Source organism: Ruegeria arenilitoris (genome assembly GCF_013030265.1).
Taxonomy (GTDB): Bacteria; Pseudomonadota; Alphaproteobacteria; order Rhodobacterales; family Rhodobacteraceae; genus Ruegeria; species Ruegeria arenilitoris_E.
Genome location: NZ_WPZQ01000002.1, coordinates 18364 through 30702, shown reverse-complemented (window position 1 = coordinate 30702; position 12339 = coordinate 18364). Strand labels below are relative to the sequence as shown.

Here is a 12339-nt window from a genome sequence, read left to right as displayed (position 1 = left end):
TAATAGTCTGGAAATCCAGTTAGATTTGTTTTGTTGTAGGCTAGTCGGTATCAGAACAAGGCTATGTCGGGACGCTCCAGCATCAGCCAGATAATCGCCAACACTGCAACAAACGCGGGAAATCCGCAGGCAAACCAGATGCGAAACAATTGATGATAGGCATCTGGCAGTTCTTCGCCATTTCCCGCTGCACGCCGGGCATAGTCACGTAAACGCAGCTGTATCCAGACCACTGGAAGCCAGAACAAACCTGTAAAAACATAAAGCAGCAGCGACAGAGCAATCCATCCCTCGGACAATGACCATCCCAGCCTCCACGCCAGCAGAAATCCGGTAATCGGCTGCAGAATGACGGCTGACGTCGTGAACAACAGATCAGCCAAAACCACGATACTGGCTGTATGCGCAATGATACGCGGATCCCGGCTGCGATGCGCCATCAGCATAAAGAACGCGATGCCCGCACCCGTTCCCAGCAAGACACAAGCACCAATGACATGCAGCCAGCGCAGGATCAGATCGGGGTCCACTACCTGCTCTCCAACATTGGCCACGCAACCAAAGACAGCATCATCGCCGGCAGGATCTTGACCAGAGGTCCAAGAGGGTCACCCCAAAGAGTCGGAGCGGCAACGGTCGCGGCCAACAGATAGAACAATGCAACAGCGCATTGCAAAAGGCATACCCGTCCCGCCCATGGACGCCACAACAGAGCCAGACCCAGAGCGATGTCAACAAGCGACCAGAACACGACGCTGACCGCTGCGGACGGGGCAGACCAACCTGCATCAAGAAGAACCGATTTGGCCTGGGATAATCCGGTCAGACCAAGGACACCGGACAACACCCAGAACAGGCTCAGCACCGCGATTACCAGAGGCATCAACAGGGTTATACGCGCCGTCAACCGATGTTCACGTGCGCAGGTCAGGCGGCTAAAGACCTCATCCATTGAGGCCAGCGATGCACCCGCAGCCTTACGATATGGTTCCGGGTCGCCCGTGACCCCATCCGCCATGACCGTCATGGCGGTACTGCGCAACGGCGAACGCCATCCAAGATTTCCCAGAAAATCCGCCAAGGATGCGACCAAGCGGGTCGTCCACACCGGCACCCCAACCGTCAGCCGAGCCGCCGGGAAACCCAGCCACCGACGCATCGCCGCGAGCACGTCAGACAGCGGATGTTCAGCATCTTCAACGAGATCATAGGCTCCCTGAGGCAACTCACCTGCAACAGTCGCAGCGATAGCACCGCACAGATCGGCCATGCCAACACACTGAACCGGCGTTGCCGGGTAAGCGATCGGCTGCACCAGCGGGATTGCCGCCAGCATCCTTAAGAGCGCAGTCCCGCCGTAGTCGCTCTGTCCGATTACCAAACCCGGTTTGAGTATCCATACAGGAGCTCCACAGATACGGAGCGCTGCATCGCCTGCGGCCTTGGTTCGCATGAAATCAGTCGTTGCATCAGGCTCGGCCCCGATGGCTGAAATCTGGACAATTGAAATGCCCAACTCGGCACAAGCCTGCCCCAAAGCAGCGATGGCTTTGTGATGCACAATCTCAAGATCATCGACCCCGCCGTCTTGCAGCGCACCTGCGCAATTCACCACCGCATCAACGTTGTTCAGACGGGATCGCCAATCCTCAGGATCCAGAAAATCCCTCAGATCACCCTCTACAAGCGTGACGCCCGGCAAGACCTTTGCCCCTGTTCGCGCATCGCGCACCATGCCGGTTACGCTTGCGCCTTCAGACTGAAGCGCCCTTGTGACTGCAGCTCCGATAAACCCGTAAGCCCCCAAAACCAGAACGCGTTTTCCGTGTAATCTCTTTTGCGGCATGACCACTCAAATCCGTTTTCACGACAGTATCTGATTGATCCGCGCGCACCAGCACCACCGCGCAAACTGCGACATCAACTGCCCTCATGGATGGAACAGCGATCCAACCAAGTAGGCGATCGAAGCTGCCGCACCGCCAATCAAAAAAGTTTCCAGCCCTGAGCGCCACCAAGGAGACAGAGACCACCGGCTTTTCAAAGCCCCGATCGCAAAGAAAACACCCATCGTGAGCCAGGCCGAGATAACAAAGGCACCATCCAGAGAAAGCAGGAATGGCAGGAGCGGGATCATGCCAGCCGCGAGAAAGGCAAAAAAAGTCGCCGTCGCCGCTTTGATTGGATGGGGATCAACGCTACCCAATCCGTATTCGCCCTCCAGCATCAGGCTAATCCAGTTTTCCCGACTGGCAGTGATTGCCTCGGTCGCTTCATTGAGCACCTCGCCAGAAAGCCCTTTTTGCGCGAGTATTTCCTTCACTTCTGCCCGCTCGCCTTCGGGATAAAGCTCGATATGCCTTTCCTCTATGGCGCGGATGCGTCGGATATTGTCCAGTTCAGCCTTGGTGCCTGAGTAATTGCCTGCAGCCATCGAAAACCCGTCTGCCAGCACATTGGCCAGACCAAGAGCAACGATTACGAATGGCGACAAACCTGCTCCGGCAACACCCGCGACGATCGCAAAGGTGGTCACAGATCCATCGATCCCACCATACACAACATCACGCAACACACCCCGCCCGGGCGGCGCATTGATCCGTGCCGTGATTTCCTGCTGGCTGTGTCCGTGATCGGTCATGGCTGGCTCCTTCCCCATTTTGCGGGGTTCGGCAGGCCAGGACCTTGCGACAGATCAACCCTTTGAAAACAACCCGCTCAAGGCACGTTTAACCATACCACGGGTCGATGGTTTGTGCCGTTCGGAAAATGGTAACGGGCGACAAACCTCCATCGCGGCAACCCCGACACGGGCAGACAAGGCACCATTTACAAGGCCCTCGCCAAAACGCCGGGACAGTTTACTAAGGACCGAGCCACCAAGAACCGGCTCGAGCAGATCATCACCAACGGCCACAGCCCCTGTCGCAACGAGGTGAACAAACACTGCCCGAGTCAAACGCCAGCTACCCAAAAATCCGGCGCGACCGCCATAGATTTCCGCAATCCGGCGGATCATACGCAGCGAAGATGCCAGGGCCGTCACGACATCCGCCAACGCAAGGGGCACCAGCGCAGTAACCGTGGCCACCTGCCGTGCTGCCGCCTCAACCTCTCGGCTGGCTGCAGCGTCCAATGGCGCTAGTAGCTCATCTTCGGCCAATACCAGCAGCCCGGAGGCATCGAACTGCTCCTCCATCCGCTCAGACAGGCGCTCCCGCCCCCAGCGGGTTTCCTCACGCCCCTTGTAGAACGAGATCAGGCGGTTCGTGACCGTGCGCGCTTGCCCCAGATCAGCATCTGCCAGCGCAGTATCAGCGGCGCGGCGCATTCCATCCACACGGGACAGGCGGCCAATTGCAGCCAACTCGCGCAAAGCAATGATCAGCCCGACAAGCACCAAGGCGCCGATCAATACTGTAACGATCCATCCCAAAACTGGTGCACGCGCAACCAGAGACGTGGCGAAATCCCATGCCGCCACCGAAATCGCCGCTCCGACCACAGCAAGTGCCAGCCCCCAGAACCACCGCGACAAGACCGATGGCTTACGAGATGCCAAACGCGCTGCAGCCTGCATAGCCTGCCCTTGCGGCTGCGCTATGTCAGGGACCGGAGGCGCATCAGATACATCCGTTGCTGGCCCGGCATCATCTTCGAGATCAATCAGAACCGGACCTTTAGCCATCGTTCAAACCCTCTTTTCGCCAGGCAAATTTGATGTCGGGCAGGTTTTCATCATTGTCTGCTCCATCGCTGCGCGCAATTTCAACAAAACCATTCTGTCTGTAAAACCGAAGGGCTGGTTCATTTGCCTGAAAAGCGAACAATGACAATTCAGAATGCTGAGACTTTGCAAGATTCAGCAGTTGTCGCCCTATCCCCTTTCGACGCGCGGAGGATGTCAGGTACAACGAGTGGATTTCCGAACCCTTTAGCGCCAGAAACCCTACGACATCGCCATCATCATCAGCGACAGTTACCCAGCCCTGATCGATCATGTAGCCACAAAACGCTATCGTTTCGGCACAGGTATGGAGATTTGGCATCCAATCGTTTTCCTGCGCAAACCCATGCAGGATCATGCCTGTCGTACCTGCATCCGTGCTGCGCGCGGGTCTTAGGGTAACGGTCACAGGCGATCTCCGATCAGAAACTGCGCAGCGCGGTCCAGACGAATATGTGGCGGGCCATCCCCAGGTCGAAGGGTCAGCTTTGCCGGAGCGAAGGCCATAAACCCATAGTCCTCCCCCAGCCAGCCTTCGGCACCGTTGCGCGCTGGCGTCAGCAGATGGGCGGGATCTTCCGGTAAATCCCCCGGGTAAAAAGCTGCCTTCTTTCCGCTTTCCAACAAAGTGCCACGAACGCAGGGCAATTCCACCCCATCGTGACTGCGCATTTCTTCCGTGGTCGCGCGGAGAGCTGCCAACGACAGCGCTGCAGTTTCGGCCCCGGCAAACTTGGCGCGATCACGGGCCTCTCGCGTCAACGCCTCCATAATCGCGGTCAGGCGCGGGTGCTGAAGATGATGAAGGTGATCCGCTTTGGTGGCCGCAAATAGAATGCGCTCAACCCGTTTACCAAGCAGCATCTGGCTCAGCCAGGCATTCCGCCCCGGTCGGAAGGCAGACAGAATATCCGCCATTGCACGACGCATATCTTCTACGGCCTGTGGTCCCTTGTGGATCGCGCCCAGCGCATCAACCAGAACAACCTGCCGATCGATCCGGGCAAAGTGATCGCGAAAGAACGGTTTGACCACCTGCGATTTGTAGGCCTCGTAGCGCCGTTCCATCTCGCGCTGCAGCGTTCGCCGACGCGACGGGCCAGAAACTGGCAGAGGTGCAAATGTCAAAACCGGGGATCCGGCCAAATCGCCCGGCAAGATGAACCGCCCTGGCGTGCAATCATAGAACCCGGCTTCTCGGGCTGCGTTCAGATAGGTGGTGAACAAACCAGCCAACGCCTGAGCTGTGGGCTCCTCATGAGGGCCTGCAAGGTCAACTGCCTTTGCCTGCGCCAGAAATTCAGCAGCCTGCGGGCGTCTCTCAATCCTCTCAAGCGTCTCGTGCGACCACTCTTCGTAAGATTTCTCGAGCAATGCCAGATCAAGCAACCATTCGCCGGGATAATCGACGATATCCAGATGAATCTTACGCGGCCCCTGCAGACCTGACAGCAAACCAGCAGGGCGCGCCTTGAAAGACAAACGCAGCTCTGACACAGCGCGCGTACTGTCCGGCCAGTGCGGCTCCGGTCCGGTCAGGTCTGAGAGATGGGATTCGAAATCGAACCGGGGAACTGTATCGTCTGGCTGTGGCTGCAGATACGCAGCGTTAATCCGCCCCTCCTGCTGCGCGACCAGCCCGGTCATACGTCCGCGGTCCAGCAGGTTGGCGACCAATGATGTGATGAAAACCGTCTTTCCCGATCGCGCCAATCCGGTGACGCCCAGACGGATAACAGGCTCGAACAGCGTCTCAGATACCCGGTCGCCCACGGTTTCGACGCCGCGCACAAGACTGTCTGCCAGTGATGAGATGACCAATCTGTCGCCCCGCAATTATCGTTTTTTCCAAGATAGGTAGAGGTCGCAGGACTTGCCAGAGCTTTTGTCCATCCAGCCCTTGCCCGAACCCGCGTGTCGCGATACCAGCGCCTCATGCCCAGATACGCGTTGAAAGTCGAATACCAAGGGGAACCGTTTGCCGGATGGCAACGGCAAAAAGAGCTGCCGTCCGTGCAGGGCGCTATCGAACAGGCCCTGTCACGCCTTCAACCCGGCGAGCATACCATCGCGGCTGCCGGTCGTACCGATGCGGGCGTTCATGCGTTGGGACAAGTGGCTCATTGCGATCTTGAAAAAGAGTGGGATCCGTTCCGCCTGTCTGAGGCGCTGAACTATCACCTCAAGCCGCAGCCTGTCGCCATCATTAAGGCAGCGCGCGTGGATGACGACTGGCATGCCCGCTTTTCTGCGCTCGAGCGGCAATACCTGTTCCGCATCCTGATGCGTCGCGCACCTGCAACCCATGACAAGGGTCAGGTCTGGCAGATCAATCATCGGCTGGATGTGGATGCGATGCAGGCCGGGGCGGACATGCTGATAGGACGGCATGATTTCACAACTTTCCGCTCCTCCATCTGCCAGGCTGCGAGCCCGGTCAAAACACTGGATGAATTGCGTGTCGGGCAGGTTCAGGGCTTTTCCGGTCCCGAAGTACATTTTCACGTCCGCGCACGGTCATTCCTGCACAATCAGGTGCGTAGCTTTGTCGGCACGCTGGAGCGGGTCGGTGCAGGTGCATGGAGCCCGGCAGATGTACGCCATGCGCTGGAAGCAACTGATCGAGCAGCTTGTGGCCCGGTCTGCCCTCCGCAAGGCCTCTACCTCGCGCGGGTTGGGTATCCTGAGGCTGTTTTTGACTGAATCAAATCGCGCGCAGCAAAAGGCCGCCCGCGATCACTGCAATGATCAGTCCGGCAACCAATTCGATAGTCGGCGCCAGCACGGATGCAAAACGGGTCGCCGAAGCTGATGCCAACAGCCCTCCGCGCAATCCAAATGACGTCCACCCCACCAAGGTCGTGACCAATGCTGTGCCCAGCGCCATAGAAAAGGCACCTGCAATTCCTACCATCGCGATACCCATTTGCCATGTCAGGATGAGGACAAACAAAGCTCCAGTACAAGGGCGGGCGGCGATACCTGCGATCAGGACCATTGCCTCGCGCAGACTCCCAACCTGAGCCACTTCTTCGGCGGTTGGACCATGGCGATGACCGCAATCTGAACAGACCTCATGGTCGTGGTGATGATGATCGTGGTGATCATGTTCATGATGGTGATGATGGTTGTGTGAGTTCTCATTGCGCTGCCGTCTTGCAAAGCTGCGCAACGCGCGAAAGACCAGCCACAAACCAATAGCTGCGATTGCGCCGTAGCTGATTGGTGCCATCACCTGCTCTGTTGTTCCGACAAGGCTTTCTCGGGACATTTGGAAAACCAACACCCCGGCATAGACCAAAACGATGGCCGTCACCGCCTGCCCCAGACTGGACAATACGCTGATGGCAGACAGACGCCAGAACGCGACCCGGCGACCCAAACCATAGCCGCCGATCAACACCTTACCGTGGCCCGGTCCTATTGCGTGGAAAAACCCGTAGGCAAAGCAGACCGTCAATAAGGTTGCAACAGCTTCGGGCTGTTTCGCCCGCGCAGCACGCAGGGATCGTGCGATCTGGTTCTGGAATTCACGCTGTTCGCCCGCCGCCCACGCGGCAAGGTGATCGAACCCGCCACTGCCCCAGAACCACAGCAGCAATCCACACGCCAGGGCTACCGGTACAATCAGGTATTTGGACATGAAACACGAATCTCGGTCGCAAAGTTCTCGCCGACAAGCGGGATGTCATTTTCTTCGAGGTCGTAGTCGGCATCCAACGTCAACAAAAAGGCCTGCATCTGGGCGAGCTGCCCGTCGATATCCGGATCAAAGCGTTCGACCTTACAGGTGTCAGGTCCCGAAACCGTGACAGGGCGCGTGACCTCGTAAGCAGTGTAATACGTCTCGTCGAAAGGTTTGGCTGACAATGCGGTGGCCGGGACAAACCCATCTTCGACCGCGCGCAGATGTGTGGTTACAATCCGCCCGTCTTCGGTGGTTGCATGAGGCTCCATTGGGCCAGAAAGTGGCACATTGGTTCCATCTGCCTGAACAACCAGATCGCCGTTATATCCTTCGACCCATTGCGCATCAAAACCGGCCAGCACCTGTTCCTCGGCATCAGTCAGGACACCATCGGCATCCTGATCCAGTTTCATATCTTCCAGAACCAACAGCGAGTAGAATTCGTCATATACCCAAGTTACGCGCACATGGGTCAACTGACCGGCGTCGTCAACAATGAACTCAAGCCCGGTGTCGATAAAGACGTGCGGGTGTGCGGTTGCCGAAATCGGCAGACAGCAGGTCAGTAATGTGGTCAGCCAACGCATGACGGGAAGATAGGGTGCACAGGGGATGGCGGCAACGTGTTTCACTGCAATGACGCAAAAACCAGCCAACGGCCTACCCCGGCGGGAACAGAACCAGAGTTTGCAGCGCCGTCCCAACCGGCCCTTCGGTGTCATAGAGCACTGATTGTGACATCCCGATCCCCGACGAATGCCAGTGGGATACTGAGTCAGAGGCCAACCATTCCGAGACGGGCTCTCGGTGAATATGTACCGTCAGATCGGTGTTCATGAACCCCATTTCAGTCGGCGGTGCATTCCATGAGATACCATTGCCGCAATCCGCCAGGGGGCACAGTGCCTGAATCGGGGATGGCGTCTCTCCTTCAAGCAAGGCAGGTGTGCGCATCCAGATCGCCTTGGGGCCCGGCCCCTGATTGCCGCCCGCGGGATATGCAACTTCGGTGAAATGCGCAAAGCCGGGCAGATCATGGCGCATCTGACGAATTGGGAAAGGCCCATCAACGACATTGTTAAGGTCCAGCGAGTTGAGGCTTGCATTCGGAACGTTGCCCAGTTCCTTGCGAACCAGATGCATGGTTGTCGCCGTCGCACATAACGTGTCATCCAGATCATGCACCGTCACCCGTGTCGTGGCGAGCGTCCGGGTATGCCGCGTGGTTTCAGCCGCAACCCTCAATCCGGCCAGCGGCAAGGGGCGTAGCAAATCCACCGTCAGCCGGGTCAGCATTTTCTCAGGGCCGACTTCGGTTTCGGCTGCACGCGCAATCAGACCCGTCACGGGCCCGGCGTGACAATGATCTGCCGACCATGGGCCACGCACCGGATCGTTGCCGACAAAGGCACCGTCAGTGCTGGTGTGAAAATAGGCCTGCTCTTTCAGGTCTGGTTGCATCATTTGTCTCTAAACCTCAGATCTTTTCCTGAGTGTATTTCTTCAGTTCTGCCCGCGCCACCTGACGACGGTGAACAGCATCCGGCCCGTCGGCCAACCGCAGTGTCCGGACGTGTGTCCATGCCGACGCGAGTGGCGTATCCTGACTGATCCCCTGCGCTCCGAACATCTGAACGGATTCGTCGATAACCTTGAGTGCAACACGCGGGGCAACAACTTTGATTTGGCTGATCCACGGCGCTGCCGCCCGTGCATCTCCCTGATCCATGTACCAGGCCGCCTTGAGGCACAAAAGTCTGGCCATCTCAATCTCCATCCGGCACTCGGCGATGATGTCGAAATTGGCGCCCAGCTGAGCAAGTTTCTTCCCGAAAGCCTCTCTCTGCAGGGAGCGTTTACACATCTGCTCCAGCGCGATTTCGGACTGACCGATTGCGCGCATGCAGTGATGAATGCGGCCCGGCCCCAAACGACCCTGCGCAATCTCGAAACCTCGGCCTTCACCCAGCAGGATATTCTCGGTTGGAACCCGAACGTTGGTAAATCGAATATGCATGTGCCCGTGCGGCGCATCGTCGTGGCCGTAAACCTCCATAGGCCGCAGAATCTCGATCCCCGGGGTATCGGCGGGTACAACAATCATCGATTGCCGTTTGTGTACCGGCAGATCGTCTCCACCAGTTTTGACCATCACGATGTAAACTTTGCATCGCGGATCACCGGCACCGGAAGCCCACCATTTCTCACCGTTCAAAACATACTCATCGCCATCCCGCACGCAGGACATTGAGATATTGGTCGCGTCAGATGAGGCAACATCCGGCTCTGTCATCAGATAGGCCGATCGGATCTGGCCATCGAGCAAAGGCTTGAGCCATTGCTCTTTCATCTTCTCGGTGCCGTAACGTTCGAACACTTCCATGTTGCCGGTGTCCGGAGCCGAGCAGTTGAACACTTCGGCCCCAAGTGGCGTTTTGCCCATTTCCTCGGCAAAATAGGCGTATTCCACCGTTGTCAGGCCAAACCCTTTGTCACTGTCGGTTAGCCAGAAGTTCCACAAACCCGCTGCCTTGGCCTTGGCTTTCAGCCCTTCGAGAATTTCGGCCTGCCGTTCCGTGTACTGCCAGCGGTCACCTTTATTGATTTCCGCGTGGTATTCTTCCTCAAGCGGCATGATCTCATCGCGTATCATCTCAGTCACGCGTTGTAGCAGAGCGCGATTTTCCTCGCGCAGTCCAAATGACATCATTATCAAATTCCTCCCTGCCCCCACGAACCGAGGTTAACGTTTAACAAGAGGATGTCTTAGCTGCACTGATCCTGTCTAGTTGGGTGACGGGACGTCACTAAGATCAATTTTGAATGAAAGACACGCAAGTGTCCGTGAAGGCTTATCGCATCTCAGTATTTCAAGGGACAGCAAGAGTATTTTCCGATCAGCATAGTGTGAGTTTAGCTCAACGATTGCAGGTCACGACACGTATGATTCCAGGCCGACCATGTTCTATTCACAAATCGCGTATCCAGAACTGTAGAGGTTTAAGCGTTTCGTCCTTGTCACCCAGATCTTTCCACGAGAACTGGGCCACCACACCCGTCAGCTTTTCATATCCTCGTGCGCGCCAGAATTCATCCAGCGGGCGATAGCTGGCGGGGCGCATCGGGTGATCTTGCGGCCTCTGAACAGCACAGAAAGCGCATTTCCCGAACCCCAAGCTCCGCGCATGCGCTTCTCTCAGATCAAAGAACCTGTGGCCGACACCCTGCCCCCGATACTCGGGCAACAGCACGGATTCAGCACAATAGAATATCTCGGCCAAATCCAGCCCCCAGCCTTCGAAAGCAGCGGCGAAATCGTCGGCGTGATCTGTCAGGGGCGCGCCTGTCGACGCACCGATCAGACGATCGCCATCAAAGGCGCCAACCACGATAGCTTTGTCGCTGTCACGATAGGATTGCAGGTACCTGCGTTCGTATTCCAGATCACCATCATAGAGATAGGGCCATGCGCGGAACACCGCGATCCGTAGACGTGCCACGTCGTCCAGCGCCCCTGCCAACGTGGAACCGGTCAGGGCGTGGACGTCGGTGACCTTAGCCATTGGAGACCTGCTTTACCCAATCCGCCAGATTGTAGAAGGTCGTTACCCGTGTGATCTTGCCGTCCTTCAGGTTAAAGAATGATCCCGCTGGCAGACGGTAAGTCTGTCCATGCGCCTCAGGCAGTCCTGCATCCGTTTCCAGATAGGTGCCGTTCACGATGAACTCTGCTGCCGCGCGGGTGCTGTTTTCAGCCTCGAACACCACAATATCCGTGAGGTTTTCTTTGTAGCACCGGTTCATGTGGGCACAAAATTCCGCGAACTTGTCCTTACCGGTCCGAATTTGGCCCTCGTTCACGTGATGGGCTACGTCATCAGACAAGCATTCCAGCATGCCTTCAACATCACCGGCATTGAAGGCATCGAAATAGGTTTTGACAGTCTGGTTCATGCGATCTCCGTAGGTTCACCCCAGCGATCCTTAAGATGTTTGATGATCTGATCGCGGGTCTGACGGTAGTGGTGTAGCTTCTGATCCCGTGTCTCGCCCAGTCCAGTAGGGTCCATTATTGGCCAATAATCGACATCCAGATGAAAAAACCGGGTCAGTTCCAGCGCTTTTCTCTGGCTCGCCGGCGAAAGCGCGACGATCAGATCAAAGGAACTCAGATCGTCGCCCCATTCCTCCATCTCATCGAAGGAGCGCGAGCGGTGACGAGACAACTCGACATCAATCTCCTGACAGGCAGCGATACTAAAGCCATCTATTTCGAGATCATTGTGCACACCGGCAGATTGAACATAGGTGCCCGTGCCATAGAATTTCTTCATGATCCCTTCGGCCATAGGTGACCGAACCGCGTTATGGTCACAACAAAACAGGACCGATTGCGGCAAAGGCTTCACGCGTCACCCTCCAAAGTGCAAAACGCAGATCAGGGTGAAAAGACGACGCGCAGTATCAGTGTCGATTTCGGCCTTGCCGTCCAGACGTTCCTGCAACACACGACTGCCTTCGTTGTGAATGCCCCGGCGCGCCATGTCGATGGTTTCGATCTGGCTGGGCGGCAGAGTTTTCACCGCGTTGAAATAGCTTTCGCAGATTTGGAAATAGTCTTTGACCACCTGCCGGAACGGCCCAAGCGACAAGTGAAACTCGGCCGCCTTTTCGCTTTCTTCAGTCGCGATATCAAAAACCAATCGCTTGTCGCGGATCGACAGCTGTACGTGATAGGGACCCTCGGGCACAACACGATCATCCCGTTTCGGCAACGCGAACGAGTTCTCTTCGAGCAGATCATAGATCGCAACCTTGCGCTCCTGCTCGATCTCCGGTGTCGGAGGTGGCAGATTTCGGTCGTCCAGTTCGATGTGCGAAATTCGGGTCATGTTTCCAAGGGTCCGATCAGGTCATGACAGAC

15 protein-coding genes are annotated in these 12339 nt (G+C 56.9%); 1 reads left to right on the top strand and 14 read right to left on the bottom strand.

What is annotated here, in order from left to right; translation table 11 throughout:
- Positions 1-50: 50 nt before the first annotated feature.
- The 6 genes from GOX61_RS02960 to GOX61_RS02935 all read right to left on the bottom strand — a co-directional run bounded on the left by GOX61_RS02960 (position 51) and on the right by GOX61_RS02935 (position 5548).
- Positions 51-530 (bottom strand): DUF2269 family protein, encoded by a 480-nt coding sequence (locus GOX61_RS02960; protein WP_170331159.1) that lies wholly within the window; start codon positions 528-530, stop codon positions 51-53.
- Complete coding sequence (locus GOX61_RS02955; protein ID WP_170331157.1) at positions 530-1846, bottom strand: SDR family oxidoreductase; 1317 nt, start codon at positions 1844-1846, stop codon at positions 530-532. The genes GOX61_RS02960 and GOX61_RS02955 overlap by 1 nt, the downstream gene beginning before the upstream one ends.
- Before the next feature lie 84 nt (positions 1847-1930).
- Entirely contained in the window at positions 1931-2641 is a 711-nt protein-coding gene (locus tag GOX61_RS02950) for a VIT1/CCC1 transporter family protein (RefSeq protein ID WP_155143297.1), read from the bottom strand.
- Between the two features lie 54 nt (positions 2642-2695).
- On the bottom strand, positions 2696-3688 hold the full coding sequence (locus tag GOX61_RS02945; protein WP_170331155.1) for a YcjF family protein: 993 nt from the start codon (positions 3686-3688) through the stop codon (positions 2696-2698).
- A complete protein-coding gene (locus GOX61_RS02940; RefSeq protein ID WP_170331153.1) occupies positions 3681-4136 on the bottom strand; it encodes a GNAT family N-acetyltransferase in 456 nt (151 codons plus the stop codon). The genes GOX61_RS02945 and GOX61_RS02940 overlap by 8 nt, the downstream gene beginning before the upstream one ends.
- Positions 4133-5548 (bottom strand): YcjX family protein, encoded by a 1416-nt coding sequence (locus GOX61_RS02935; protein WP_170331151.1) that lies wholly within the window; start codon positions 5546-5548, stop codon positions 4133-4135. The genes GOX61_RS02940 and GOX61_RS02935 overlap by 4 nt, the downstream gene beginning before the upstream one ends.
- A gap of 114 nt (positions 5549-5662) precedes the next feature.
- On the opposite strand from GOX61_RS02935, the gene truA reads away from it, so the two are divergent.
- Complete coding sequence (gene truA, locus GOX61_RS02930) at positions 5663-6430, top strand: tRNA pseudouridine(38-40) synthase TruA (RefSeq protein WP_170331149.1); 768 nt, start codon at positions 5663-5665, stop codon at positions 6428-6430.
- Position 6431: 1 nt separating this feature from the next.
- Here truA and GOX61_RS02925 read toward each other — a convergent pair whose 3' ends face one another.
- From GOX61_RS02925 to GOX61_RS02890, 8 genes are all read right to left on the bottom strand, one after another.
- Entirely contained in the window at positions 6432-7370 is a 939-nt protein-coding gene (locus GOX61_RS02925; protein ID WP_170331147.1) for a nickel/cobalt transporter, read from the bottom strand.
- Complete coding sequence (locus GOX61_RS02920; RefSeq protein ID WP_170331145.1) at positions 7355-8002, bottom strand: DUF1007 family protein; 648 nt, start codon at positions 8000-8002, stop codon at positions 7355-7357. Before GOX61_RS02920 ends, GOX61_RS02925 begins: the two co-directional genes overlap by 16 nt.
- Positions 8003-8075: 73 nt before the next feature.
- A complete protein-coding gene (locus tag GOX61_RS02915; RefSeq protein ID WP_170331144.1) occupies positions 8076-8876 on the bottom strand; it encodes a thioesterase family protein in 801 nt (266 codons plus the stop codon).
- 16 nt (positions 8877-8892) lie between these two features.
- Positions 8893-10122 carry an acyl-CoA dehydrogenase family protein gene (locus GOX61_RS02910; protein WP_254436736.1) on the bottom strand — a complete coding sequence of 410 codons (1230 nt, stop codon included), beginning with the start codon at positions 10120-10122 and terminating at the stop codon, positions 8893-8895.
- Between the two features lie 262 nt (positions 10123-10384).
- Positions 10385-10978: a GNAT family N-acetyltransferase gene (locus GOX61_RS02905; protein WP_170331142.1), complete on the bottom strand. Its 594-nt coding sequence runs from the start codon at positions 10976-10978 to the stop codon at positions 10385-10387.
- Entirely contained in the window at positions 10971-11369 is a 399-nt protein-coding gene (locus GOX61_RS02900) for a ketosteroid isomerase-related protein (protein ID WP_170331140.1), read from the bottom strand. The genes GOX61_RS02905 and GOX61_RS02900 overlap by 8 nt, the downstream gene beginning before the upstream one ends.
- Positions 11366-11824 carry a low molecular weight phosphatase family protein gene (locus GOX61_RS02895; RefSeq protein WP_170331139.1) on the bottom strand — a complete coding sequence of 153 codons (459 nt, stop codon included), beginning with the start codon at positions 11822-11824 and terminating at the stop codon, positions 11366-11368. Before GOX61_RS02895 ends, GOX61_RS02900 begins: the two co-directional genes overlap by 4 nt.
- A gap of 3 nt (positions 11825-11827) precedes the next feature.
- Complete coding sequence (locus GOX61_RS02890) at positions 11828-12307, bottom strand: UPF0262 family protein (protein WP_155143289.1); 480 nt, start codon at positions 12305-12307, stop codon at positions 11828-11830.
- Positions 12308-12339: the final 32 nt, after the last annotated feature.